22 protein-coding genes and 5 tRNA genes are annotated in these 24,902 nt (G+C 43.7%); 24 read left to right on the top strand and 3 right to left on the bottom strand.

The window, feature by feature from the left end; genetic code table 11:
- Both SCACP_RS11335 and SCACP_RS11330 read right to left on the bottom strand, forming a co-directional pair.
- Positions 1-960, bottom strand: coding sequence for an AAA family ATPase (locus SCACP_RS11335; protein WP_425057694.1), 960 nt, complete (start codon positions 958-960; stop codon positions 1-3).
- Positions 961-1,091: 131 nt separating this feature from the next.
- Positions 1,092-1,457: a hypothetical protein gene (locus SCACP_RS11330; RefSeq protein ID WP_425057693.1), complete on the bottom strand. Its 366-nt coding sequence runs from the start codon at positions 1,455-1,457 to the stop codon at positions 1,092-1,094.
- A gap of 234 nt (positions 1,458-1,691) precedes the next feature.
- Between SCACP_RS11330 and SCACP_RS11325 the strand changes: the two genes are divergently transcribed.
- The 7 genes from SCACP_RS11325 (at position 1,692) to SCACP_RS11295 (ending at position 7,724) form a co-directional block, all read left to right on the top strand.
- Positions 1,692-1,997, top strand: coding sequence for a hypothetical protein (locus tag SCACP_RS11325; protein WP_425057692.1), 306 nt, complete (start codon positions 1,692-1,694; stop codon positions 1,995-1,997).
- Between the two features lie 15 nt (positions 1,998-2,012).
- On the top strand, positions 2,013-2,513 hold the full coding sequence (locus SCACP_RS11320) for a hypothetical protein (protein WP_425057691.1): 501 nt from the start codon (positions 2,013-2,015) through the stop codon (positions 2,511-2,513).
- Positions 2,514-2,683: 170 nt separating this feature from the next.
- Positions 2,684-3,928, top strand: a complete 1,245-nt coding sequence (locus SCACP_RS11315; protein ID WP_425057690.1) for a sensor histidine kinase — start codon at positions 2,684-2,686, stop codon at positions 3,926-3,928.
- A 20-nt stretch (positions 3,929-3,948) separates the two neighbouring features.
- Positions 3,949-4,248 carry a response regulator gene (locus SCACP_RS11310; RefSeq protein ID WP_425057689.1) on the top strand — a complete coding sequence of 100 codons (300 nt, stop codon included), beginning with the start codon at positions 3,949-3,951 and terminating at the stop codon, positions 4,246-4,248.
- Positions 4,249-4,385: 137 nt separating this feature from the next.
- Complete coding sequence (locus tag SCACP_RS11305; RefSeq protein ID WP_425057688.1) at positions 4,386-5,627, top strand: IS4 family transposase; 1,242 nt, start codon at positions 4,386-4,388, stop codon at positions 5,625-5,627.
- A gap of 252 nt (positions 5,628-5,879) precedes the next feature.
- Entirely contained in the window at positions 5,880-7,205 is a 1,326-nt protein-coding gene (locus tag SCACP_RS11300) for an AraC family transcriptional regulator (protein ID WP_425057687.1), read from the top strand.
- Positions 7,206-7,271: 66 nt separating this feature from the next.
- Entirely contained in the window at positions 7,272-7,724 is a 453-nt protein-coding gene (locus SCACP_RS11295) for a C-GCAxxG-C-C family (seleno)protein (protein ID WP_425057686.1), read from the top strand.
- A 1-nt stretch (position 7,725) separates the two neighbouring features.
- Here SCACP_RS11295 and SCACP_RS11290 read toward each other — a convergent pair whose 3' ends face one another.
- Positions 7,726-8,454, bottom strand: coding sequence for a M48 family metallopeptidase (locus SCACP_RS11290; RefSeq protein WP_425057685.1), 729 nt, complete (start codon positions 8,452-8,454; stop codon positions 7,726-7,728).
- Between the two features lie 163 nt (positions 8,455-8,617).
- On the opposite strand from SCACP_RS11290, the gene SCACP_RS11285 reads away from it, so the two are divergent.
- The 17 genes from SCACP_RS11285 (at position 8,618) to carA (ending at position 24,901) form a co-directional block, all read left to right on the top strand.
- Positions 8,618-8,703: transfer RNA gene (locus tag SCACP_RS11285), tRNA-Leu, on the top strand.
- 450 nt (positions 8,704-9,153) lie between these two features.
- Entirely contained in the window at positions 9,154-9,729 is a 576-nt protein-coding gene (locus SCACP_RS11280) for a MerR family transcriptional regulator (RefSeq protein ID WP_425057684.1), read from the top strand.
- A 144-nt stretch (positions 9,730-9,873) separates the two neighbouring features.
- A complete protein-coding gene (locus SCACP_RS11275) occupies positions 9,874-10,992 on the top strand; it encodes a 4Fe-4S binding protein (RefSeq protein WP_425057683.1) in 1,119 nt (372 codons plus the stop codon).
- A gap of 395 nt (positions 10,993-11,387) precedes the next feature.
- Positions 11,388-12,530 (top strand): two-component system sensor histidine kinase NtrB, encoded by a 1,143-nt coding sequence (locus SCACP_RS11270; protein WP_425057682.1) that lies wholly within the window; start codon positions 11,388-11,390, stop codon positions 12,528-12,530.
- Between the two features lie 196 nt (positions 12,531-12,726).
- A complete protein-coding gene (locus tag SCACP_RS11265) occupies positions 12,727-13,854 on the top strand; it encodes a L,D-transpeptidase family protein (RefSeq protein ID WP_425057681.1) in 1,128 nt (375 codons plus the stop codon).
- A 169-nt stretch (positions 13,855-14,023) separates the two neighbouring features.
- Positions 14,024-16,666, top strand: coding sequence for a DNA polymerase I (polA, locus tag SCACP_RS11260; RefSeq protein WP_425057680.1), 2,643 nt, complete (start codon positions 14,024-14,026; stop codon positions 16,664-16,666).
- Between the two features lie 17 nt (positions 16,667-16,683).
- Positions 16,684-17,508 carry a bifunctional DNA-formamidopyrimidine glycosylase/DNA-(apurinic or apyrimidinic site) lyase gene (gene mutM, locus SCACP_RS11255; protein ID WP_425057679.1) on the top strand — a complete coding sequence of 275 codons (825 nt, stop codon included), beginning with the start codon at positions 16,684-16,686 and terminating at the stop codon, positions 17,506-17,508.
- Positions 17,509-17,523: 15 nt separating this feature from the next.
- A complete protein-coding gene (gene coaE / locus SCACP_RS11250) occupies positions 17,524-18,135 on the top strand; it encodes a dephospho-CoA kinase (RefSeq protein ID WP_425057678.1) in 612 nt (203 codons plus the stop codon).
- 63 nt (positions 18,136-18,198) lie between these two features.
- Entirely contained in the window at positions 18,199-18,768 is a 570-nt protein-coding gene (locus SCACP_RS11245) for a lytic transglycosylase domain-containing protein (protein ID WP_425061384.1), read from the top strand.
- 51 nt (positions 18,769-18,819) lie between these two features.
- Positions 18,820-20,454 carry a peptide ABC transporter substrate-binding protein gene (locus SCACP_RS11240; RefSeq protein ID WP_425057677.1) on the top strand — a complete coding sequence of 545 codons (1,635 nt, stop codon included), beginning with the start codon at positions 18,820-18,822 and terminating at the stop codon, positions 20,452-20,454.
- Positions 20,455-20,540: 86 nt separating this feature from the next.
- Positions 20,541-20,626: transfer RNA gene (locus SCACP_RS11235), tRNA-Leu, on the top strand.
- Between the two features lie 117 nt (positions 20,627-20,743).
- A tRNA-Leu gene (locus SCACP_RS11230) sits at positions 20,744-20,829 on the top strand.
- 75 nt (positions 20,830-20,904) lie between these two features.
- A tRNA-Leu gene (locus SCACP_RS11225) sits at positions 20,905-20,990 on the top strand.
- Positions 20,991-21,107: 117 nt separating this feature from the next.
- Positions 21,108-21,193: transfer RNA gene (locus tag SCACP_RS11220), tRNA-Leu, on the top strand.
- A gap of 405 nt (positions 21,194-21,598) precedes the next feature.
- Entirely contained in the window at positions 21,599-22,555 is a 957-nt protein-coding gene (locus SCACP_RS11215) for an aspartate carbamoyltransferase catalytic subunit (protein ID WP_425057676.1), read from the top strand.
- Positions 22,539-23,828: a dihydroorotase gene (locus tag SCACP_RS11210; protein ID WP_425057675.1), complete on the top strand. Its 1,290-nt coding sequence runs from the start codon at positions 22,539-22,541 to the stop codon at positions 23,826-23,828. Before SCACP_RS11215 ends, SCACP_RS11210 begins: the two co-directional genes overlap by 17 nt.
- Positions 23,825-24,901, top strand: a complete 1,077-nt coding sequence (gene carA / locus SCACP_RS11205) for a glutamine-hydrolyzing carbamoyl-phosphate synthase small subunit (RefSeq protein ID WP_425057674.1) — start codon at positions 23,825-23,827, stop codon at positions 24,899-24,901. The genes SCACP_RS11210 and carA overlap by 4 nt, the downstream gene beginning before the upstream one ends.
- Position 24,902: the final 1 nt, after the last annotated feature.

The raw sequence follows: 24,902 nt of genomic DNA, 5'->3' as shown, positions 1-24,902 counted from the left end.
TCAGCCTCCACAGCTCGTGCCGCTGTGGCAGTTACTACAAGTACCGCTAACCGTATCGGCTGCCTGTTTTACAGCCGCGTACAGCCCTTCAGCACCTAAATTTTTGTGAAATGCCGATAAATCATCGCGATGTTTTAATAACAGTCCCATAGTCTGTTTAACCAAAGTTGAATCAAGGTGGTCGGCGTGCATGGCAATGAGTGACCTTGTCCAATCAAGGGTTTCGGCAATAGAAGGCTGCTTGTTAAGTGTCAAGTTGTTACGCAAGTAATTGACGGCAGTGGCAATTTGCAGAGCTAATTTTTCTGTAGCTTCCGGTATTTTGCTGCGGATAATATTAATTTCTTTTTCAATCGTCGGATAGTCGATGTAAAGATAGACACAGCGGCGGCGCAGGCCTTCTGACAATTCACGGTCATTGTTGCTGGTCAGGACAACAATGGGTATATGTTTGGCCATAATGGTACCAAGTTCAGGAATTGATATTTGAAAGTCAGATAGAATTTCAAATAAAAATGCTTCAAACTCTTCGTCGGTCTTATCTATTTCGTCAATTAAGAGTACAGGTCGTTTTTCTGCCATGATAGCTTTTAATAGCGGACGTTCCATCAAATAGTCTGTAGAAAATACATCATGTTCTGAAAGTTCATGGCAGTTGCTATTTTTGCTCATCTGGATTTTGATAAGCTGGCGCTGATAATTCCATTCGTAAAGAGCCTTATTTTCATCTAACCCTTCATAACATTGCAAGCGTATCAGTTCAGTATTGAATACTTTGCTTAATACTTTGGCAATTTCAGTTTTGCCTACACCGGGCGCACCTTCAATCAGAAGCGGTTTTTCCAGCTTTAATGCCAAGTAGACAGTTGTTAGTAGTTCTTTATCGCTAATATAGCCTTGTGCTTCAAAGGCATTTCTCAATTCAGCCATAGTTAATTCTGTTTTAGGCGGTGTATCCATAATCAATTCTCCTATCTATAATCAAAGCTGTTGCTTCAATTTTACAGCAAATTGATAATAATTGACAAGAGAAAACGTTTTTCCGACAAAACAAAAGCTACTCGTTAGAGTAACTTTTTGTTAGTCAGGCACTAATAATTTGTGAGGTTAATTCCAATAAATTGGCCGCTTTTAAACGGAGTATTTTCAATTAGTTGACTCGGCAAGATTTCGAAATGCTTAAAAAACTTTTTTGCACCTATATATGCACCTTTGGCGGCATAACGCACCGGAAAAGTATTAGGCGTTAAGTCTTCGCTGGGCAAAATGCCAAGTGCTTTGTTTTCCGGATCATACCCTAACATGCAGAAGTGGCTGTTTTCCAGAAGTTGTGATGCTTTTTTGTTAAAAACAATGCGACCATTGGGGCGAATCTCAATTAAAGGTTCGTCATTTTTGGGTGCACGGGTGCGGTGTGGTTCGAACAGAGTAAAAGAAAAGGTTTTTTCTTCACTCATGGAAAATTCACTCCTTGATAATTAATCTATGCAATAAAAAGTATGCTCAAACTTATAAAACTATAAACATCAAAATGGAAAAATATTGATATATATTTACAATATTGTACGGAATTATCAAGGGTATGCAGGATTTTTATATAGCTGGGCATAATCTTATTATTGATTATATTATTAGTTTTTGTGGCTTTACTTGTTCTCGGAATATATATTGTAATAAAGGGGGAAGTGCAATTGAATCAGATTTGGTTTCAAGTCTTAGCCGCCATGATTGTGGGGAGTATGATTAAATACTTTATTTTTAACGCATTGGCATGGGTAGCTATTGATTTGGCAGTGCTAGGGGTGGCATATCTTATTTTGCGTCGTTCTCCATTCATTGATATGAAACGGACAATGATATTTCTGGGTGGTCTGACGGCAGTAAATATGCTTGTAGATCTTGGGGTGATTAACGGTATGATTGGCAACCTGGCTCTTTTGGGACTTTTAGGATATATGATGTTTGGACGCGGTTACAATAACCGCCGGCGCAGATAATCCGGGAGGGATATTGTGTTCGACCATAAGGTTCTTACCAGGACGGCACTATTGTTAGCACTGACTCTTCTATTTCAGTCGCTCAGGTTTTTTATTCCGATACCGCCCTTTATGTCTACATTCATCATCGGTAGTTTGGTTAATGCTTCACTGCTGATTGCAGCCGAAAAAGCAGGTTTGTGGCCGGCATTTACTATTGCGGCAGTAACGCCGGTGGTGGCGTATTTTCAGCAGCTTTTACCTTTGCCGGTCTTTATAGTGCCTGTCGCATTGGGCAATGCAGCGTATATCGGCCTATTTTTGGCTATTTTGCGCTGGGGGCGCTTTCCGGCTATTGCGTTGGGAACTCTGGGAAAAACCAGCTTTTTGTATGCCGCATTTACCTGGCTGTTTACCTTTATTGCCATGCCGCCGAAATTAGCTGCAGCTCTCATGTTGGCCATGAGTTGGCCGCAACTGGTTACAGGTACTGTAGGTGGGATATTGGCTTCATTAGTTGTTAAACGTATCAAATAATAACACTCCGGATTCCGGAGTGTTCATTTTGCCCAACATTTCTATTAAATTTTGCTGGTATGCAGGGATTTTGCTCTTCAATCGCCAAATATTCAGTAATCTAAGTATAATATCATGGCAAGTTTAACTGTTCTTCCCAAAACTAGTCTGTTGGCCATGGAGGGGTTTTTGTGCATGTATATTGCGGCTTAACCTTGGCGGATATCGTAAATGTAAAAGTTTTACAAGAGATTCAGGACAAGTTTGCGGAAGCTACCGGCCTGGCTGCCGTTATTGTTGACAGTGACGGACGGCCACTCACTAAGCCTAGCAATTTTACCCGGCTTTGTAACTTTATCCGTTCAACGCCGGAAGGGCTAGCCCGCTGTATGGGTTCAGATGCCGGCGGCGGAAAAATGGCGATTAAGCAGATGTGTCCGTCAGTGTACCGGTGCCACAGCGGACTGACTGATTTGGGGGCTCCAATTATTGTAAACAAGCAACAGTTGGGTGCCTTTTTGGCTGGACAAGTGATATTGCCTCGTGATGAAGCCAATATTGCAAACGATGTGCTAGTTAAGGTAGCAGACCTAAATATTGATAAAGACGCTATTTTGGAAATATTGCCGGAAATTCAGGTTGTACCCGAAAAAAGGGTCAAAGCTGCCGCTGATTTACTTTACATTATGTCAAATTATATTGTTGAAATTGGTATGGCTAACATTGCGCAAAAACAGCTTATGAGCGAGATGAAGGCCAAAGCTGATCTGGAAAAAGTGCTTAGAGAAACAGAACTTAAAGCGCTGCAATCGCAAGTCAATCCTCATTTTTTGTTTAATACCTTGAATACTATTGCCCGCCTGGCACTGCTGGAAGGCGCACCCCGCACCCAGGAAGTGGTTTACGCTTTGTCTGATTTATTGCGCAAGAACCTGCGCCATATTGATGAAATGGTAACCGTTGGTGAAGAGGTCCAGTATATCAAAAATTATCTGTTAATTCAGGAAATGCGTTTTGGCGACCGTATCCAGGCAACAATCAATATTTCCGGCGAACTGTTAGAGCAAAAAATTCCATTCATGACCCTGCAACCTTTAGTAGAAAATGCGATCATTCATGGACTTGAACCTAAACGTGGGGGCGGCCATATCAATATTTCCGGTCAGATGCGTGGTAGACAAATAATGGAACTTACAGTGGCTGATACCGGAGTGGGGGTTAGCCAAAGCCAGATAGACCGTATTTTCGGTACTGAGAAACGGGTAGCCGGCAAAGGCCAAACCACAGGTTTGGGAATTATTAATGTTCACAGGCGAATTCAGCATTATTTCGGTAATCAGTACGGAATTGAAATTTCTGGTGAGCTTGGGACAGGAACAATCGTGAAAATTTGTTTGCCATACGGATTATCGACCGAACGACAAGCCAGTGTGTAGGGGAAGGAGGGGTAGCGCTTATGGAAATAAAGTACCGTTTGCTGATTGTGGACGATGAGCAGCTTGAGCGGCAGGCTATTAAGTTTATCGTAGACCGGCGTTGCCCTAATATCGAGATAATTGGTGAAGCCGATGAAGGTGAACTGGCATGTCAACTGGCTTCAAAATACCTGCCGGATATCATATTGATGGATATCCGCATGCCGGCCATGAACGGCCTGGAAGCCGTAAAACACATTCGCCAGCATTTGCCTAACGTCAAAGTTATATTTCTTACCATTAACGTTGCAATAAAATTGTCTCAAATAGTCAAAGCTTAAATTCGCTCAAATTAGACGAAAAACAGCATTGTTTGGCGGTTTTACTATATTCGTCCTGGTATTTCACGAAAAAACTCCTTATAATAGAGTTAGAGCAGGTAACCCTGTCCATAGTCTCTAAAATAAGGAGCCAATACATGGACAAGGATATCACAAAAACCACACTTTTTAAAGCCTTTGAAGCATTCCCGTACGAAAAATTTAAACAAATTTGTCTTGATGCCGGATGTGATCGCTATGTCAAGAAGTCCAAAACCTTAAAACTGTTGTACCTTATGGTTATTGCTCAGTTTTTGGGTGAAGAATCTCTCCATTCCATCGCAAACCTCGTTACCGGCGACAAACGCATCCATGAAGTACTGCATCTTACCTCAATTAGTTCATCAACCCTGTCCCGCCGTCTAAGGAGCATCAAGCATCAATTTTGGGAAACCACCTTTTCCATGGTCAAAACTTCGGTCTGGCAACGTGCAAAAAACCGAAACCCCGGTTCTTCCAGTTATCAACTTAATGTCATCGATTCAAGCACAATAACACTTTGCCTTACGCGGTTTCTATGGGCTGACTTCCGAAAGACCAAAGGCGGCATAAAGCTCCATCAGAGTATTGTAGTTCACGAAGGCAATACTTACCCGGATCACGCTGTTCTTACTACAGCCCGAAAAGCCGACAAAAACGTCATGGATGAGCTGATCGTTACTGCGGACAACGTTTTAAACGTCTTCGACCGGGGCTATGTTGATTATGCAAAATGGGATGTCTATTGCCAAAATAATATTCGCTTCGTTTCCCGATTGAAGGGCAATGCCAACATTGAAGTGCTTGAGGAAACCAGCAATACCGGCGGCGGAGGTCTTAAAGAACGGATTGTTATTTTAGGCTGCCGATATATCACTCAGATGGCCCACCCGCTAAGATTAATAGAAACCCATGATCAAAATGGCAACCTGGTAACAATAGTGACGAACGACATGACTTTACCAGTTAAAGAGATCAGTGACATATATCGGCTCAGATGGCAAATCGAACTGTTTTTCAAATGGATAAAACAGCACCTGGTGATAAAGAAGTTCTACGGAACCAGCCCTAATGCCGTGTTTAGCCAGATATGGATTGCTTTAATCGGATATTGTTTACTAAAAGACTTGCAAGAGCAACTGCCAAAAAAGCGCTCCATGTTGGATGTACTCCGGGCGGTGAAAACATTTCTGTTTCGACATTTTAGCGAAATGATAGTCGCGTTAAGCCGGGGACCGACAAAGACCAGCAGAGGCCGAAAACCATCAATTCGGGATGAAATCGCCGATATACTGCAAGAAATCGACTTAAAAGGCACACAGGTACTTGATGTAGTAAACGTGGAGGAAATGTACTTATAATCGTATTGCGGCCAAAGGAATAATGTAAAAATGTGGATAAAGGGTTACCTTTATTCCAGCGTTTTTACATAATCCAGGAGAGGAACCAAGACAGAATATTCAAAACAATTTCTGGAGTGACACTAGTTCCCTTAGCGTAAAATTTAGGCTTGACAAGCTTGATTTAATTTAATGCAACGCTAATGATTTCTTACCGCTTTTGATGAGTTTGATTATGCTAAAGAAGCCCTGACTTTGGGTGCGGTTGATTACTTGTTAAAACCGGTACGGCCTGATGAGCTATTTAAGGCGCTAAACATTGTGATCGGTCAAATCGACCAGGAACGCGCCGGCGAAGAAGAAAAGGCTATATTACGGCAGCAAGTTGAACAGGCGCTGCCGTTTATTCAGATGTCATTCGTATATGATTTGATTTCAGGCAGTATTGATAATAGGCAGGAAATTCATGAACGGGCAGCTTTTTTTGGTTTAGAGTTTGATGCTGCCGTAATAATGGTTATTGATATTGATGATTTTGCTAATTTGACCGTTGACGCCGATGAACTGAACAAACAGATACTTAAGCAAAAGGTATATCAGGCAGTATGCCAGGCGGCAGGACCCCATGCTATGGTGACGCCATTTGGTGGCGATAATCTCATAGTTTTACTTGGTTTTCAAGGAACGCCTGAGATATTAGCCAAAGAGCTGGCGATGGCAGCAGCGGAAAAAATCAGGCTGCATGTTGACAAAGCTCTTAACGTTACCGTAACGGTTGGTGTAGGCCGTTATTATCAGGATGTACGCTATATTAATAAGTCATATTATGAAGCTCTTAAAGCCAAACAGCAAAATTTCTTTTGTGGCGGGAACCAGGTAATTCATATCGATGATTTGGTGCATATGGCCGGGATGAACGCGTTTAGTTATCCGTTTCCTTTAGAAAAAGCCGTGTTGGAAAAGGTACGTTGTGGTGAACGTCGACCGGCACGCGAAGGTCTTGAAAGTTTGATGCGCGAGCTATGTGGAGGTAATGCCAGTGTTGAAGCTGTCAAGACCAGCATGCTTGAGCTGTTAATTGTGATGTCACGGGCTGCCGCCGAAGGCGGTGCCAGCATAGAACTTACTCTTTTGAATAACCAGCGGGTCAGCGAGCTTATTAATTGCCGTACCAATGAAGAGATCCGCAGGTTTATGTTGGATTCGCTTAACCGGTTTATGGATAATATGCTGGAAAACCGCGTCAGTGTCAATATGCGGCTCATCAATAAAGCGTGCGATTATATTGTCCAGAATTGCCATACTAATTTGTCGCTTGATGAAGTTGCGCAAAGTGTGCACCTGAGCCCTTATTATTTCAGCAGGCTGTTCAAACAGCACAAAGGCTGCAATTTTGTAGAGTTTTTAACCAGGACGCGTATTGGTTTGGCTCAGAAACTGCTTAGAGATACGGACAGCAGTATTGTTCAGATCGCACTTAAAGTGGGTTACCAGGATACCAGTTACTTTTGTCGTGTTTTCCGCCAGGAAACAGGCCAGACTCCTAACCAGTACCGGAATCAGATTATTAATAAAAAACTATCAATCCGCGGCAAATAATGATATTCTGAAAAAGTGGCTATACAATAGCCGGATTTGTTTAATTTTATAACGGGGGTAGGTAAGATGGATGAGATTAAGTCACAGGAAGTGAGCGTTAAAAATTTGGCCGGAAATTATTTTAAAGAAGGGTATAATTGCGCCGAATCAGTCGCCCGGGCCTTTCGGGATTTCCTAAAACTTAATGTCTCTGATGAAGCGCTGAAAATGGCATCAGGCTTTGGGGGCGGGCTTGGTCATTCCGGTTGTATGTGCGGGGCGCTTTCAGGGGCTACAATGGTGCTTGGCATGTTGCAAGGACGGACCAGTAAAGAGCAAAACCGCGGCCCTATTTATACCAGTGCCGGGGATTTTCATAGCATATTTACTGAAAACTTTGGTGCTGCCTGTTGCCGGGTGCTAAATCGTCACGAGTTCGGGACCCAGGAACAACGGCGTACTTGCCTTAAAATTACCGGTACTACTGCCGAATTATTGCTAAAGTATATCCAGGAGAAACAAATGGTGGAGATTAAGTAGGCTATAATATCCGGGATAACAGTTTGCCATTGTCTTCCAGCCACTTGCGGCACTCAGCATAATCAGGCGAAAACCGCCTGACCTCGTCCCAAAACTTAGCTGAATGATTAGGAACGAGCAGATGGCATAATTCGTGGATAATAAGATAATCAGCTACAGGGGGCGGAGCCATGATAATACGCCAGTTATAGTTTATATTACCCAGACTGGAACAACTGCCCCAACGGGTTTTTTGGTCTTTAATAGTTATTCTTACTGGAAAAACACCGATAATTGACGACCAATACTTGGTTTTATCGCGAAATAGTTGAACAGCCTGGTTAACTAGCCAGGCTTTTAATATTTGGCCGGTTACAGCAGAAATATCAGTATTTCTGTCTGGTGCAGGCGCTTTTATAACGATTTTTCGCGGCTCTAAAAATACTTCAGGCTTATTATTGCCAGGCAGAAAGACAAGAATATGCGGTTCACCCATGTATAATATCTGATCGCCTGGTGTTAGCGTTTGATTTACCGGATTGGTGGCAAGTAATGCGAGTTTGTCCAATTGGGTGGTGATCCATTTGCTCTTGGCGGTTATAATGCGTTCAATTTCGCTGCCGCTTAATCTTCCAGGCGCAACAAGTTCGACTGTTGCCGGCGGAATTATTCTAAGTTGAATATTTTTCCGTCGTTTATCCACACGCATCTGATAATTGATAGTCTGTCCGTTAAGTGTAGTTGTTGGCATATTAAATCCTCTGGTTAATGTATTGTTGATTATTTATATTTTGGCAGCCATGCGCATAATCCTTTAATATATCTAAAAAATAATATTAAAAAACTTACTTGACAATAATAAACGCAGATGGTATTATAACAAATGTCCGATGCAGGACGTAAGCAAAATAAATGCCCGGGTGGCGGAATGGCAGACGCGGAAGACTCAAAATCTTTTGTTGGCAACAACGTGGGGGTTCAAGTCCCTTCCCGGGCACCAATAGAATTGAAAATTATTTTGACCTTAACAATTACCTCTTCGGAGGAATAATAATAAATACGGTCAACCAATGTAGTTAGTAAGGCTCGGAGCATTCCCGGGTCTTTCTTATTTATCCCTTCTTGATAACCATTCTTTAATCTCTAGTGTTAGTGTGAAAAGAGTTGCGAAAAAAGGAATAACGACGCCCACTTGGTTTTATTGTCATTGGAGCGGAGCGACAGGCAATCTTCCGCCGTAGACTTTTTCTACAGTCTGAGGACTTACGGTGAATAGTGTAAGTCCTTTTCTTATCTCCTATTGCAAATGATATAACGGTGTCATTATCATTATGCATAGGGCATATAAATATATTTGGAATTTTTTTACATAATTTCATAAAAATAGAAGGAAATTCTTCCTTTCGTCGCGAATATAATCGCAACAACATAATGGCGAAAGGGTGGTTTTATGGCCGAATTGCTTAGTATCAAAGACATATCGCAAGAAATAGGAATACCGCAAAGCACTTTGCGGTATTATCGGGACTTATTTTTGGAATATTTGCCGGCTACGGGCGAAGGAAAAAAGAAAAGATTTTATCCTGAAGCTGTTGCGGTGTTTGAAGCAATCGCCAAAGGTATGCACCAAAACAAAAATGCTGAGGAAATAGCCGCAGAACTCAATAGCCGGTTTGCCAGATTTATCGAAGTTCCATTTGAATCGCAGGAAAGCAGCGCAACATATTCGCAAAATGACGAAACAAGCCAATCGCAGGCATTATCACCGGTATCGCAAATTGACGGTTCTGCGATTATGGCTATTATTGCGTCACAAAACCAAGCGCTGCAACAAATTGCCGCGACAATCACTATTGTTAATGAACAGCAAGAAGAATTGCATAATTTAAAACAAGAAGTATCAAAACTGGAAGAACGCTTGGAAACAGAATTAACCGATCATTTCCAATTAGTTGATGCGCGTTTGCGGCAGGTTATGGATGAAAATAAAAAAACTAAGTCTTTTTGGCAACGAATATTTGGATAGTGGCGAAAAAAACTTTAAAATTGTAGTTATTACTGGTATCATGTTTATATAGATACTATTTCGCTACAGTTTGGGGGGAGAGAGTTGTTTGTTTTTTATAAATTTCAGTTGCAAAATATAGAAAAGTACTGTAAACAACACAAGTTGCAAAAATTATCAGTTCTTTTGGGTGGTTCCCGTAAAGCGGAAACAAATATTGTCAAAAGTATTTACCCTGAGGTAAGCGTTGCAGAGAATGATTGGGTTAAAACGCAGGCAATTATGGCCCGAAAAGGCGAAGAATTCTTTGGGCAGGCTATAATAGCTATTACTGAGGGCCGGGCTACCGGGATAAAAATCTTTGCTTTTGATGGAGATAAGTGTAGTGATGTTGCTACGCCAGACTCAAAGATCACGGTTCAAGATATTGATTTTTTAGCATTGAAACGTAACGGTATGTTACGGCAGGTTGATGACGGCTATTATTCGATCAGGCTTAAAATAACTGGCGGGAATATGTCGGCCGGTATGTTGGCTGCCGTGTCCCGGATTGCTGAAAAGTTTGGGAAAGGTAGTGTCCATATTACTTCACGGCAAGGAATGGAAATTCCATTTATTCATATTGCCGACCTTGATGAGTTTTTTGCCGAATTAAAAGCTGCGGGTATTGAATTGGGCGCTTCAGGGCCGCGAGTCCGCGCGGTAGTTGCCTGCCAGGGAAATTTGGTATGTCCTAACGGTCTTATTGACACGAGTCTGGCAGAGGAAGTAGCTAATCGGTTCTTTGCCAAAGAAACGGCTCATAAGTTCAAGATTGGCATTACTGGTTGTCCTAACAATTGTTTGAAAGCTGATGAAAATGATCTTGGCATAAAAGGTGTAGTAAAAGTATCCTGGTGTAAAGATACCTGCAAGTACTGCGGTGCGTGCGCCAAAGTGTGCCCGGTTCAGGCTATTTCGGTTAATACTGATGTTCAGACGGTGGAGTTGGCTGAGGAAAAGTGTATCGGCTGTGGTAAATGTTTCCGTGCCTGTGCTTTTGACAGTATAACGGCGCAAGCCGGTTACCGGATGACGTTTGGGGGTACATTTGGCCGTAATATTGTATCAGGGACAGCCCTATATCCGTTTGTTGCTTCCAAGGAAGACGTATTTAAAATTATTGCGGCGTCAATTGACTTCTTTAGTGAACACGGTCAGTCCAAGGAACGTTTAAACAAAACCATTGCGCGAACCGGGTGGGCCGAATTCGAGCGCTATTTGGAAGGAAAGCTTAGAGTTTAATGTAAGAAAATGATAAAGGTGCAGTCACAGGTTAATTTAAACTTGGCTGTTGCCTTTTTTGTTTGTTAAATAAGCGATTAGAACTAATGCTAAATTATGTAAAAAAATAGATTTTATTACAAATAATGGTAATTTGTGCAATGTAATACCTAATTATGTTGAAGCAGTAGCTGCATATGATATTGAAATTCGATGGGTATGTCGAATTAAGCGGTTCTGCAACTGCAAGCAGGGCAAGGGCGCATTGGTGCTAATAATTTATTTCGACACTTAGATTTAAAAATGTGTCGGTTTTTTACGAAAAGTAATTGTTCTAAATTAGCAGGAATTACAATAATTTACAAGAATGTTTAACACCACTGAATTTAAAAGATGGTCATTGGAGGCGATCGACAATGTCTGCGGCTGAAGCTCTTGAAAATAAAGTGGTGTACCTGCACCGGGATGATGACTATCAGGATTCTTTTGAAACTACGATTGGAATTTTGTTTATAGATAATGAACTTCGGTTAAAAAACCTTAATCGTGAAGCAGAAAAAATTTGCGGTGTTGACAGGGCAAAATCGATTGGCCGGAAAGTGGATGAAATTTTTAAACATCATGGCGAAAAATTTTTGCAGGTATTTCATATGGCTGAGCATGAAGAATTGAATACCATTAACTTAAAACTTAAGGTGAGAGATCAATTCATTTATTCTCACATTGACACTTTAAAGCTGCGGGACGCGGCCGGGGAAGCAACCGGTTTAGTTGTTATTATTCAGGATTTATCGGCAGTCCGGGCCGCGATAAAGCAGATACAGATAACACAGATGCTAATGTCGCTGGGGGAGCTGGCAGCAGGTGTTGCTCACCATGTGCGCACACCGCTTACTACAATAAGCGGTTACTTGCAAGTAATGCTTAGCCGGCTGGAGGATGACAGGTACACAGTAGGGCGTGATGTGCTTGAGATGATGCTGGATGAAGTTTCGTGCATCAATAAAGTGGTAAAAGAGCTTGTCCTCTTTGCCAAACCGCCTGTTAATAAAGAAAACAACATTGACATAAACCGTACGATTGAGGAAGCTTTACTACTTACTTTTAAACAACTCGGAGGCGAAAAAATAACTATAGATAAGCAACTAGCTCCTAATCTACCGGCAATCAACGTTGACAGTAACTTAATAAAACAGGCAATTGTTAATATCATGCAGAATGCCATAGAGGCTATGCCTGGCGACGGAATATTGTCAGTAAAGTCCTGGATTAATTCGGAACTTAATATGGTGGTTATTGCTATTGGCGATAGTGGCCCCGGGGTAGCTCCTGAGATACTGCCCCGGGTATTTGAACCATTTTATACAACGAAACTTGAACATATGGGTCTTGGCTTGCCAATTGCCCACCGAATAGTAGGCGAGCATGGGGGCTTTATCAATATAGCTCCGGTCAATACCGCAATATCAGGCGCACAGATTCATATTTATTTACCGATCATTGATGAACGCCACCGTCATTTACGGGTAATACACCAGCAGATACTTAATCTTCAATAGCATTATGCCCAAAAATTATCCTACGAATATTGCCTCAGGGGTAATATCCCGGCTAACCTTCTTCATATTATGTTATTGTTAGCAAAAATAAAGAGAAGAAGGGATGCTAGTGTTACTCCGGGTTGTTGTATGGTTTTGCGGATTTTTATTATTAACAGTCTCTGTTGGTCACGCTAAGGCAATTTCAAGTTTAGCTATGCCAAGTATTATTGTGAATTTGCCGAGCCGGACGATTGAGTTATTTTCCGGCAGTACTTTAATAAAAGAGTATTCTATAGCTATTGGTAAGCCGTCTACCCCGACGCCGCTAGGAAACTTTGCTATTATAAGCAAAGAAGTTAACCCTGCATGGTATCCGCCTGATGAAAAAGGCAAAGTGGTGCCATCAGGTCCGGCAAATCCGCTTGGTTATAGATGGATGGGGATTTGGGACACGTATGGAATCCATGGTACTAATGCGCCGTGGTCAATTGGTACAGCTGTATCAAATGGTTGTATCCGCATGTATGAAGAAGATGTGGAAGAACTTTTTGATTTGGTCAATTACGGTACGCCGGTGCGAGTAACTTATGACCGGGTAAAAGTCCGGGTTAACACTAAAGGGCAGGTTCTTCTGGCTATTTATCCTGATATTTATGGTTATGCCGACATGAATGTACAGGAAGTTAGAAACAAACTCAATGCTTATCCGGCAGGTGCTTTTGTTACTGATGATTTTTTGCGCAAAATGCTTGATGATCCAAGTGACTGCCAGGTTGTTATTGCCAGTCAGTTTAAGGTAAGAGTAAATGGCAAATTGATAAATGAACCAGGGCTAGTTGTTCAGGATGTGCGGTATGTGCCTGTTCAGGCAGTTGCCGGCGCCTTAAAACAAAGGATAAGCTGGAATGATAAAACGAGAACAGTTGAGTATGGCGCGAAAAGTGTTCCAGGCGTAGTTAGTGGCAATGCCGTATATGTATCGACCGCAAACCTGGAAACATTATTCGGCGGCGAACAGAGTTGGATGTCTGAAGAAAATAGTCTCAATTTTGATAAGCTAGTGGTATTCTTAAACGATAAACCCCTAAGTCTTGAGGTAAACCAAGTGCAAGGCATTTTAGCCGTTCCGATACTTGACCTGGCAAAAGTTATGGGGCGAAATATCAATTGGAATGAGGAAACCAAAAATGTAACACTGAATGATAAAGGTAAATCAGTAAAAGTATCTGTAGATATGATTGGTACTGTTCCCTATATCAAAATAACCAATATAAATCAGTACTTTGATGCTTATGTATACTGGAATGAAGAAGGCCGGATAATAGAGCTGACTTATCCTTAATCACAGGCAGTGTTGTTACCGGGAATATAGCCGTCTACCTTAAGGTAGGCGCTTTTTTATCCGATATTACATAAGGTAGGCAGGTATTTAAAAAAATAGAGAAGGGATTTTGATTTAAATAGCTAATAACAAATAGATTGACAATATTGGTACTAAAGGTGGTGGGCTTATGCCCCAAAGATTTATTATAATTGATGGCAGCAGTTTGGTACACCGGGCATTTCATGCGCTCCCTATGCTGCGCACAGCCAGTGGGCTGTATACTAATGCTGTGTACGGATTTACCACTATGCTTGTTAAACTGATGACAGATTATAAGCCGGATTTAATGGCGGTGGCTTTTGATAAAGGCCGGGTGACATTCCGGACAGAAACATATCAGCAATACAAGGCGCAGCGACAGGCTACGCCAGGGGAACTGTCCGAACAGTTTCCACTGGTGCGTGAGCTGTTAAAGGCACTTGGTATAACTACTATTGAACAACAAGGTTATGAAGCAGATGACATTTTGGGAACACTAGCCGAGAAAGCAGCTCGGCAAAGTTACGAGGTTGTTATTGTAACCGGCGACCGTGATGCGCTACAGCTTATCGGAGCACAAACCAAAGTCCTGCTTACTAAAAAAGGTATATCAGAGATGGAAGTTGTTGATGTTGCCGCCCTGAAAGAGAAATATGGGCTTACGCCCAGTCAAATTATTGATTTAAAAGGTCTGATGGGAGACAAATCTGATAATATTCCCGGCGTGCCTGGGATTGGTGAAAAAACTGCCGGCAAATTGTTAGCTGAATTTGGTTCGCTGGAAAATATTTTGGCTAACATAGATCATGTATCAGGAAAAAAAATTCAAGAGAATTTGCGGCAATATGCCGAGCAAGCCGTTTTGTCAAAACAATTGGCTACAATTGTTCGCGATATGCCCATTGAGTTTAACCCTGAATTCTTTAGGATTAATCCAGATAAACAGGTTATGAAGGAGTTATTTGACAAATTTGAATTTAAAAGTTTGTTGGCCAAGATCGATGTTTTATTTCCTGGAAACGGCAATAAGGATTCGGGAAAGGTTACAGTGGCAGCCGTCGAGTTGCCGGCCGCAGTTATTGCTGCCGGCCGCGACGATGTTGCAGCTGTATATGCGGCAGCTAAGCAAACAGGTCATATAAGCTGTTATCCGCAACCGGCCGGCCATTTGCCACTGGCCGGTTTGGCCGGTCTTGCCATTACTTGCAGCGATAAAACGGTGTATATTCCGGCTGATTCCGAAGGTTGGCCGGTTGTTTTTGATTTGCTGGCCGACAGTGATATAGAGCTGGTCACCTATGATGCTAAAAGTTTATATAATGCCTGCAAACTGAATGGGACGGCGCTAAATGCCAAAGTGTCCGATGTTCTTATTGCTGCCTACCTGCTTGAGCCGACGGCGGCAGCGTATCCGTTGGATGTTCTGGCAGAAAAGTATCTAGGGAAAACAACGAATTTGCCTGCCGGTGATAAATATTTGACTGCTAAGCCTGACTTCGCCGTCTGGGCCAGTGGCATTATTGGGCAGATGGGGACTGTTCTTGTTGACAAGCTGTCTGCTTCCGGCTTGGATAAGCTGTTTAATCAAATAGAAATGCCACTTGTCGAAGTTTTGTCGGCAATGGAGTTTTCCGGCATCAAAGTAGACCGGATGTACCTGAAAGAAATGGCGGTAAACATTGCGGCCAAGGTAGAACAGTTGCTGAACGAAATTTATATTCTAGCCGGAGAAGAATTTAATGTTAATTCGACTAAACAGCTTGGTGTTATTTTGTTCGAAAAACTCAAGCTGCCGGTTATTAAAAAGACGAAAACCGGTTACTCTACTGACGCTGAAGTATTGGAAAAGTTAGCAGGACAACATCCGCTTATTGATAAACTACTCGAATACAGGCTGTTGACCAAACTTAAATCAACTTATCTTGATGGCTTGGAAATTTTGATACACCCTGAAACGGGAAGAATTCACACCACCTTTAACCAGACGGTCACGGCAACCGGCAGGCTGAGCAGTTCGGAGCCTAACTTGCAGAACATTCCCATACGTTCAGATATTGGACGAAAGATAAGAGAATTATTTGTCCCAGGTGAAGGCTATCAATATATTATGTCTGCCGACTACTCACAAATCGAGCTTAGAATATTGGCCCATATGGCCGGTGATGACAGTTTGCTTGAGGCATTCCGCCACAATCAAGATATACATACGCGGACAGCTGCCGAAGTATTTGGCGTTGCTATGGCAGAGGTTACGCCGGAAATGAGGGCCAGAGCTAAAGCAGTTAACTTCGGTATTGTTTATGGAATCAGTGACTATGGCTTATCGCGGGATATCGGTGTTAGCCGCAAAGAAGCCGGTCACTATATTAATAGCTATTTTGCCAAATATCAGGGTGTTAAAAAATATATAGACGATGTTGTAGCCGGTGCCCACCGGGATGGTTTTGTGACTACGATGTTTGGACGACGCCGTCATTTACCTGATATCAATAGCAGCAACTTCAATCAACGGTCATTTGCTGAACGTACGGCCATGAATACTCCGATTCAGGGCGCAGCTGCCGATATAATCAAAATTGCCATGAATAGGGTTTATAACGCTCTTAAAACTGAAGGTCTAAAAACCAGGCTACTCCTCCAGGTTCATGACGAGTTAGTGCTTGAGGTTACAGAATCTGAACTTGAACGGGTAACTACGCTTGTCAAGCAGGCTATGGAGCAAGCTGTTGATCTCAATGTTCCGTTGTTGGCCGAGGTAAAAACCGGCAGCAATTGGGCCGAAGCCAAATAAAGAAGGATGTGTGCATTATGCCGGAAATGCCCGAAGTTGAAACGATTCGCAGAACACTTGCTGATAAACTGATGGGACGTAAAATTACCCGCGTTGAGATCGGTTTGTCCCGGCTGATTAAGTGGCCCACTGTGCCAGAATTTCAGGCAATGATAACCGACCGGACAATAGTGAAGTTAGACCGCCGGGGCAAGTATTTGTTGATACATCTTGATAATAATTTTGTGCTGGTTATTCATCTGCGCATGACCGGTCGTTTATATTATGTAACTCCTGGTACCCCATACGATAAATTTACACATATTGTATTTAATTTCGGTAATGGTGATGGTTTGTTATATGCTGACGCACGTACGCTGGGGACATTGTACTTGCTGCCGGAAGACGAATTGTGGCGCATTGCCGGACTTGCCGCCATGGGACCGGAACCCCTGTCAGATGAGTTTACTTTAGAATATTTTACCGCTATGCTGAGTAAACGCCGGGCAAAGATCAAGTCTGTGCTTTTAAATCAACAGTTGATTGGCGGACTCGGTAATATTTACGTCGATGAGGCCTTGGCCATTGCCGGCATTAACCCTGAGCGTATAGCCAGTACTATTAGCGAGACTGAAGTAAAGTATCTGTATCAGGCCGTGAATCAGGTGATCGCTGACGGGATTGCCCATGGCGGTACGACTTTTCGGGATTATCGCGATGGTACAGGCCAAAGCGGCAGCCATCAGCATCACTTACATGTTTACGGCCGGGCCAATCAACCCTGCCGCCGTTGCGGCGCTATTATTGCCCGCAAAGAAGTAGCCGGACGCGGTACGCATTATTGTCCCAATTGCCAGAAATAGACGGAGGATATACATATGTATCTAATCGGATTAACCGGTGGGATTGCCAGTGGTAAAAGTACGGTAAGCACCCTTCTCAAGGAATTGGGGGCATATATTGTTGATGCTGACAAACTGTCCCGCGAAGTTACCTGTCCTGGTAAACCCGCTTGGCAGGATATTGTGGCGAGATTTGGCCGGGATATTATTGGCGCGGACGGTGAGATTGACCGCCGGCGTTTGGGGCAATTGGTCTTTGCCGACAGCCAGGCACGGGTTGATCTAGAAAGAATTACCCATCCCCGGATTAAAGACGAGGCTAAAGCCGCTATAGCTGATGCCAAGCAGCGCGGCTACAAGGTGATTGTTCTCGATGTGCCGCTTTTAATTGAGGCCGGGTGGCATAATATGGTTGACGCCGTGTGGGTGGTGTATGTGGATGAGAATACCCAAGTTGCCAGGCTAATGGCACGTGATAACATTAATTATGATGATGCTATGGCAAGAATTAAGTCACAGCTTTCTTTGAAAGAAAAATTGAAGTATGCCACTGTTGTTCTTAATAACAATAATACTATTGAGAGCACTAAAGAGCAGGTATATGAAGCTTGGCGCGGTATCACGCTAAAGGAAGACTCAGTCATATAGTGGTATTTTTTATCTTGCCGGCACATATTTTTTAACAGTGACTTTAATAGCGGAGTGATTTTATTGCGCATCTGGACTTGGCTTAAAGTCCTGATAATTGGTCTTTTATTTTTCGCTACAGGGATATATGCCATGATCGCCAGTGACTGGTTTCAGAAAAAATATCTGTACCCTTTTTTATATCAGGAAGCCGTATATACCTATGCATTGGAATATGATCTTAATCCTTTTTTGGTGGCTGGTGTTATTAGAACAGAAAGTAAATTTATTGCATCAGCCCTCTCGCCCAAAGGCGCGTTAGGGCTGATGCAGATTATGCCTGAGACAGGGCGATGGATTGCCGAGCAGCTTGAACAAAAGGATTTTATGATAGCCGATCTTACCGACCCAGATGTTAACATTCGGTTTGGCACCTGGTATTTGGCATCCTTGAAAAAGGAATTTGCCGGGAATGAAGTATTGTATCTTGCGGCATATAACGGGGGTAGGGGAAACGTAAAACAGTGGATGCAGCGGTATGGATGGTCGACAGACTTTGATGACATTGAGCAAATACCGTTTAAAGAAACCAGAGAGTATGTCGAAAAGGTATTATATAATAAAAAACGTTATCAGGAATTGTACGGAAGATAAAGTTTTTTGATTTTCCATGAGTTATGAGATGATGGGGAGAAGGTACTATTAATGCGTAAGCTAATGATTTTATTAATAACAGTATTGGTCATTATCAACGCGGGGTGTAGTCCGCGGGAGTCAGTTCCGTCGCCGGAAAAGAAAAAAGTTGTTATTCAACAGGGTGGTCAGCTGAAATATGGTAGTCTGCAGGAGCCCAATACACTTAATCCGCTACTATCCGACCTTTTGGCTACAGCCGAGGTAGGAAGACTGGTATTTAGCGGGCTGGTAATTACGGACGATAAGGAGGGATGGCTGCCGGACCTGGCTATTGATGTGCCAACCACGGCTAACGGCGGAGTGACTCCTGACGGGTTGACGGTAACTTACCACCTGCGCCAGGGAGTAACTTGGCATGACGGTACCCCATTTACCGCCGATGATGTAAAGTTTACCTGGCAGGTCATTATGAACCGTAAAGTAAATGTTGTGTCACGTGATGGCTATGACCGGATTAATTCTATCGAAATTCCGGACAAGCATACTGTCATAATTAAATTCCGGGAGTATTACGCGCCCTATCTTACGCTGTTTACCACCATATTACCCAAACATATACTTGAGACTGCCGGCGATATTAACAAAGCGCCGTTCAACCGGGCGCCTGTAGGTACCGGGCCGTTTAAATTCAAGGAATGGCAGGTTGCGGAAGCAATTGTTTTAGAAGCCAACCCTAGTTATTATCGCGGTAAACCTGCTTTGGACAGTATTGTTTATCGAATTATACCTGATGCCAACATTTTGCTTACCCAGTTAAAAGCAGGCGAAGTAGATATTGTCAGCAATATTGGCTTTACTTACTTGGAGCAAGTCAAGGCGATTGACGGTGTGCGGGCGGTGATAACGCCTACGATGATCTGGGAGCATATGGATTTTAATCTTGATAACCCCTTATTCCAGGACGTGCGGGTCCGCAAAGCTATTAGCAACGCCATTGATCGCCAAGCCATAACTAATAATGTACTGAAAAATGTTGCTACTCCGGCATATGGTGATCAATCACCGTTATCATGGGCCTACAACCCCATGCAGCAACCTCCAGCCAGAGATATCAATACTTCTCGTGAACTGTTGGCTCAAGCCGGTTGGCAGCCCGGACCTGACGGGATTATGACTAAAGAAGGCCGAAAATTAGCTTTTTCCCTGGTCACTCCCGTTGGCAACAAGCTGCGGGAACAAACTGCGCAAAAAATCGCCGAACAGCTTAAAGAAATTGGTGTTTTAGTTGAGATCCGTCCAATTGATGCGACGCTTTTTTTTAGTGATGTTTTAAAAAACCGGCGGTTTGAAACAGCATTATACGCTTGGGTTGCTGGCATTGACCCGGATAATCTTAATCTTTGGCATTCCCGTAAAATTCCGAATCGTAATAACGGTTATGAGGGGCAGAACTATCCAGGCTGGCGTAACCCGGAGATTGATCATTTGACCGAGCTTGGTGCCAGAACCTTGGATATTGGCGCCAGAAAAGATATTTATTTCCGTATCCAGGACTTAATCCGGGAAGATTGTCCAGTGGTGCCGCTTTATTTCCGGGGAAGCATTGATGCTGTGAAAACATCTGTGGTTAATTACCAGCCCAATCCTACCCCTTCGGGCAACCTTTGGAACGCCTGGCAATGGGGTTTTGCCAGTGCTAAATAATATTTCTTAGATTATACTTGACGATAATTTGATGGTATGATAACATATATTACGTTGCGTTAATGCGTAATATAAAAGTGAACGATGCGGTCGTGGCGGAACGGCAGACGCGCTAGCCTCAGGAGCTAGTGGGGGCAACCTCGTGGTGGTTCAAATCCACTCGACCGCACCATACTCGATGAGTCGAGAATCGAAAGATCGAGCTTGATAAGACAAAAATTCAATAGTGGAATTTGCTGTTCGCAAATTCCGGCAAGTTCGAGGACTCTAATCTCAAACCCACAAAAATGCGGTTGTGGTGGAACTGGCAGACACACCATCTTGAGGGGGTGGCGCCTAACCGGCGTGTGAGTTCAAATCTCACCAACCGCACCAATAAATTTCCATAATAATTATCCTTGACGAAATTGCCGATGTATCGTATAATCTTTATTGTTGAATAACAAATATGCGGTCGTGGCGGAACGGCAGACGCGCTAGCCTCAGGAGCTAGTGGGGGCAACCTCGTGGTGGTTCAAATCCACTCGACCGCACCATACTCAATGAGTCGAGAATCGAAAGATCGAGGTTGATAAGACAAAAATTCAATAGTGGAATTTGCTGTTCGCAAATTCCGGCAAGTTCGAGGACTCTAATCTCGAACCCACAAAAATGCGGTTGTGGTGGAACTGGCAGACACACCATCTTGAGGGGGTGGCGCCTAACCGGCGTGTGAGTTCAAATCTCACCAACCGCACCACTTAACAAATTAAAACTCCTAGTAGAAACTAGGAGTTTTAATTTTGCACAAAATCCTTGACAATTCTTGCCGGACTCTGTTATTATCATTAACAATGATATATAACCTTTAAGCTAGTCCTGTGAGGCTGGCAAGGGGACGATTGTAGCATTATTACGCCTTCTTGCGCATTCACGGCAAGAAGGCTTTTATTATACCAGACAATCACAAATACTATCCTTTAAGCTGATCCTGTGAGGTCTGCAAGGATGTTGTCAAGCTATGTTGATATATTGGCATGGCTATTTACATAACTCCTTGCTGCGCAGGCAAGGAGTTATATTTTTTTCCAGCATGTTGTAATTTACTACCAGTTCCTGGTAGAAAGAACTTAGGTTTCTTGAATGAATCGAGGGGGAGTGTGTAATGAATAAAGCTCAAGTGTCACTACGAAAAAAGGATATTCTCGGTCTTGAAACTATGTCGGTGGGCGAGATGGAATTAGTGCTTGATACTGCGAAAGAAATGAAAAATATCATCGACCGGGATATCAAGAAAGCACCAACATTGCGCGGAAAGTCGATTATTAATCTGTTTTTCGAAAACAGCACCCGGACGCGCACGTCGTTTGAGCTTGCCGGCAAGTACCTTGGCGCTGATGTTGTTAACATCTCGGTAAGTTCAAGTAGTGTTGCCAAAGGTGAGAGCTTACGCGACACACTTCTCACCGTCGAAGCTATGGGTGTGGATATTATCGTTATGCGGCACGAGGCTGAAGGTTCGGCTCAGTTTGCCGCTAACGTTGTGAAGCCGGTTGTTATCAATGCAGGTGACGGCGCGCATGAACACCCGACTCAGGGGCTTTTGGACATGTTTACTATTAAGCAATATAAGGGGAAGATCGCCGGACTCAAAGTAGCCATAATTGGCGACATTTTACACAGCCGGGTAGCTAGATCCAACATCTGGGGCCTGTTAAAAATGGGCGCCGAAGTGCATATTGCCGGACCGCAGACGCTGCTGCCATACGGTATTGATAAAGCCGGTGTAAAAGTGCACAACCGCATTGAAGAGGCGCTTGACCAAGCCGATGTTGTCAATGTGCTCCGCATTCAACGTGAGCGCCAGCAAAAAGGCTTATTTCCATCGGCGCGGGAGTATGCCCGGATATTCGGCGTCAATGCCAAGCGGTTGGCGTTGGCCAAACAGGACGCTCTATTGATGCATCCGGGGCCAATGAACCGCGGTCTTGAAATTGCTCCGGACATAGCGTACGGGGATCAATCGGCTATACAGGAACAGGTAAAAAACGGACTGGCGGTAAGGATGGCGCTGTTATTCTTAGTGCTGATGGGGGGGACTCACATTGAAACTGCTAATTAAAGGTGGTCGGATTATTAATCCGGCGGAAAATATGGACATGTTAGGTGATATCTTAATTGAAAACGGCAGGATAACGGCTGTCGGGCAAAACCTTGCGGTCCAAGGCGCGGAGGTGTATGACGCCGCTGGACTGGTTGTGGCACCCGGCCTTATTGATATGCATGTGCATCTCAGAGAGCCCGGGCTTGAAGCCAAGGAAGATGTTGCCTCAGGCACCCGGGCCGCAGCAGCAGGCGGTTTTACCACAGTGGCCTGTATGCCGAACACCAAGCCGGTAGTTGATAACTCCATTCTGGTGTCCGGCCTTATACAGCGCGGTCAGACAGAAGGTGTTGTTAACCTTAAAGTAATTGGCGCACTCAGCAAAGGTCTGGAAGCCAAAGAACTTGCCGAAATTGGCGATATGATTCAAGCAGGCGCCGTTGCCATATCTGATGATGGCGGGTATCTGGATAATACCCGGCTGTTACGGACCGGCCTGGAATATACAAGTATGTTTGGACGCCCGGTAATTACTCATTCTGAAGATGAGGGATTGGCAGGCGAAGGCTTTATGCACGAAGGCGCCGTATCGGCCATGCTTGGTATGAAAGGACGTCCCGCAGTGGCTGAAGATATTGCAGTAGCCAGGGATATCATGTTGGCCGAGTATACCGGCGCTTCCGTCCATATCGCTCATGTCAGCAGCAAGGGGGCGGTTGAGATTATCCGTCAGGCAAAACGGCGCGGCGTGAAGGTAACAGCTGAGGTTACGCCGCATCATCTGACGCTTACTGATGATGAATTGAAAAGTTTTAATACTGCCTTCAAAGTTAATCCGCCGCTTAGATCGGCTGACCATGTGGAAGCGCTTATTGCCGGCCTTAAGGACGGAACAATTGATGCAATTGCCACCGACCATGCTCCCCATGCCTTTGAGGAAAAAGACGTGGAATTTCGTTATGCGCCCAGCGGCTTTGCCGGGCTGGAAACAGCGCTTGGTGTTGTGCTGACCGGCCTGTACCATACCGGAAAATTTACTCTGTCCGAAATCATTGATAAAATGTCTTATGCTCCGGCAAAAATTCTCGGACTGGAAAGTGGTGTGCTGAAAGCTGGCGCTCCCGCTGATATAACCATTATTGATCCTGAATACGAATGGACTGTAAACTGCATAAATTTTTATACTCGTGGCAAACATTCTCCATTTGAAAGCAGGAATTTAAAGGGTAAAGCGCTAATTACTATAGTGAATGGCAGTATAATTATGCAAAATGGCGAGGTGCTTAAATGATTGGCAAACTGATATTGGAAGACGGCAGTGTTTTCCAAGGGATGCTTGCTTCCGGTACTACGGCAGTTGGGGAAGTAGTATTCAATACCGGGATGACCGGATACCAAGAAGTGTTGACCGACCCGTCCTACTGTGGACAAATAGTTACTATGACATATCCGCTTATAGGTAACTATGGCGTGGCAAATATTTTCGAACAAGCCAGACAATCGTTTGTTTGCGGCTTTGTAGTCAGCGAATTGTGTGGTAAGCCAAGCAACTGGCAGGCTGAAGACTCCTTGGTTTCTTATCTCAAGTCAAGGAACATTCCCTGCATATACGGGGTTGATACCCGGGCTATTACCCGGCGGATCCGTTCACACGGCACGATGAAAGGTGTTATTGTGCCGGCTGACGCTCCCGCAAGCGAGGTGAGTGCACTGTTTGACATGCCGCCGTCTATTGAGGTAGTAGAAGAAGTTACTACTAAAGAAGTATATAGAATGCCCAATAGCGGACCACGGATTGCTGTCATGGACTTTGGCATTAAGCGCAATATTTTAAACTCAATGGCCAAAGCGGGCTGCGACCTGACCGTTGTGCCGGCGCATACTCCGGCTCAAGAAATCCTGGCGCTTAATCCGGACGGAATATTCTTGTCCAATGGACCAGGTGATCCCAAAGACGCACCTGTTGCTACCGTCCGGGAGCTTATTGGCAAAAAGCCGATATTTGGCATTTGTCTTGGACATCAGCTACTGGCGTTGGCTTTCGGGGGTAATACCTACAAGCTGAAATTCGGTCACCGTGGCTCTAACCACCCGGTAAAAGATTTGTCTACAGGCCGGGTTTATATTACATCACAAAACCATGGTTATGCCATTGAGGAAGAGTCTTTGGCCGGCCTTGACGTAACTGTTACTCACCGTGCGGTAAACGACGGCACAATCGAGGGCATACGCCACAATTGCCTGCCGGTATTTTCGGTGCAATATCACCCGGAAGCAGCGCCCGGGCCTGATGATAATACATATCTTTTTGAGGAATTTATGAAGCTGTTGAATAAAGAGACAAGTAGGGCAGGGAGGAACTAAC

It is taken from the genome of Sporomusaceae bacterium ACPt (assembly GCA_041428575.1).
Taxonomy (GTDB): domain Bacteria; phylum Bacillota; class Negativicutes; order Sporomusales; family Sporomusaceae; genus Sporomusa_D; species Sporomusa_D carbonis.
Note: the sequence above shows the minus strand (reverse complement) of the source record. Positions and strands in the feature narration are given on the sequence as shown.

Bases quoted from the DNA above. Each gene is read 5' to 3' on its own strand.
- SCACP_RS11295 (WP_425057686.1), top strand. From the start codon at position 7,272: ATGGATGAGATTAAGTCACAGGAAGTGAGCGTTAAAAATTTGGCCGGA.
- polA (WP_425057680.1), top strand. From the start codon at position 14,024: ATGCCCCAAAGATTTATTATAATTGATGGCAGCAGTTTGGTACACCGG.
- SCACP_RS11330 (WP_425057693.1), bottom strand. From the start codon at position 1,457: ATGAGTGAAGAAAAAACCTTTTCTTTTACTCTGTTCGAACCACACCGC.
- SCACP_RS11310 (WP_425057689.1), top strand. From the start codon at position 3,949: ATGGAAATAAAGTACCGTTTGCTGATTGTGGACGATGAGCAGCTTGAG.
- carA (WP_425057674.1), top strand. From the start codon at position 23,825: ATGATTGGCAAACTGATATTGGAAGACGGCAGTGTTTTCCAAGGGATG.
- SCACP_RS11240 (WP_425057677.1), top strand. From the start codon at position 18,820: ATGCGTAAGCTAATGATTTTATTAATAACAGTATTGGTCATTATCAAC.
- SCACP_RS11265 (WP_425057681.1), top strand. From the start codon at position 12,727: ATGCCAAGTATTATTGTGAATTTGCCGAGCCGGACGATTGAGTTATTT.
- SCACP_RS11335 (WP_425057694.1), bottom strand. From the start codon at position 960: ATGGATACACCGCCTAAAACAGAATTAACTATGGCTGAATTGAGAAAT.
- SCACP_RS11215 (WP_425057676.1), top strand. From the start codon at position 21,599: ATGAATAAAGCTCAAGTGTCACTACGAAAAAAGGATATTCTCGGTCTT.
- SCACP_RS11305 (WP_425057688.1), top strand. From the start codon at position 4,386: ATGGACAAGGATATCACAAAAACCACACTTTTTAAAGCCTTTGAAGCA.
- mutM (WP_425057679.1), top strand. From the start codon at position 16,684: ATGCCGGAAATGCCCGAAGTTGAAACGATTCGCAGAACACTTGCTGAT.
- coaE (WP_425057678.1), top strand. From the start codon at position 17,524: ATGTATCTAATCGGATTAACCGGTGGGATTGCCAGTGGTAAAAGTACG.
- SCACP_RS11270 (WP_425057682.1), top strand. From the start codon at position 11,388: ATGTCTGCGGCTGAAGCTCTTGAAAATAAAGTGGTGTACCTGCACCGG.
- SCACP_RS11290 (WP_425057685.1), bottom strand. From the start codon at position 8,454: ATGCCAACAACTACACTTAACGGACAGACTATCAATTATCAGATGCGT.
- SCACP_RS11280 (WP_425057684.1), top strand. From the start codon at position 9,154: ATGGCCGAATTGCTTAGTATCAAAGACATATCGCAAGAAATAGGAATA.